This is a genomic window from Mesorhizobium sp. M7A.F.Ca.ET.027.03.2.1, assembly GCF_003999175.1.
In the GTDB taxonomy this organism is placed as follows: Bacteria; Pseudomonadota; Alphaproteobacteria; order Rhizobiales; family Rhizobiaceae; genus Mesorhizobium.
In genome coordinates this window covers 1-749 of sequence record NZ_RZOM01001668.1, presented here as the reverse complement: position 1 = coordinate 749, position 749 = coordinate 1, and the positions used below count along the sequence as shown (strand labels likewise).

Here is a 749-nt window from a genome sequence, read left to right as displayed (position 1 = left end):
ACCATACCGAGGTCAAGGCCGTGACCTCGGTGACGGTGCGAGAATCACCAACGGCGACAGCAACGTTGCTGTTCGATCCCAATCATTCCTGGAACGAGCGTATTCTCGCCGAACAGTTCCGCTATTGAGCCGGCGCTGCGACCGACAGGTCGATTAAGCATCCCGATTAAGGTTACAACTTCACAATCGTGCCATTGCTGCCCGTTTCTGTTGACAAATCGAGGGCTTGCTCCTAATTGCAATACCAATCTTGCAGGCGCGTGGCGCTTGCCGCGACAGACGCCATTAGACGCCGTTGCGCTTCCCCGAACCAGCCAAAGACAACAACACTTGTCCTCAGACACCACGACCGCTCCAGAAGCGTTGACCTTTTCAGACCTCGGCCTGTCGCCGAAGGTCCTTTCCGCAGTCACCGACGCCGGCTACACCGAGCCGACGCCGATCCAGGCGGGCGCCATTCCGCATGCCCTGCTGGGCAAGGACGTGCTGGGCATTGCCCAGACCGGCACCGGCAAGACGGCCTCCTTCGTGTTGCCGATGCTCACAAGGCTGGAAAAGGGCCGCGCCCGCGCTCGCATGCCGCGCACGCTCATTCTGGAGCCGACGCGCGAGCTCGCCGCTCAGGTCGAGGAAAACTTCGTCAAATACGGCAAGAACCACAAGCTCAACATCGCGCTTCTGATCGGCGGCGTGTCGTTCGACGAACAGGACAAGAAGCTGGAGCGTGGCGCCGACGTGCTGATCGCGAC

General features: G+C 60.5%; 1 protein-coding gene and 1 pseudogene. Both read left to right on the top strand.

The genetic code is table 11. From position 1 onward, the window contains the following. Positions 1–128 (top strand): annotated as a pseudogene (locus EN750_RS41305) (NAD kinase); the annotation flags it as partial. 202 nt (positions 129–330) lie between these two features. Next, positions 331–749, top strand: a 419-nt coding sequence (locus tag EN750_RS37225; RefSeq protein ID WP_127399472.1) for a DEAD/DEAH box helicase, incomplete at its 3' end; no start/stop codon positions are given.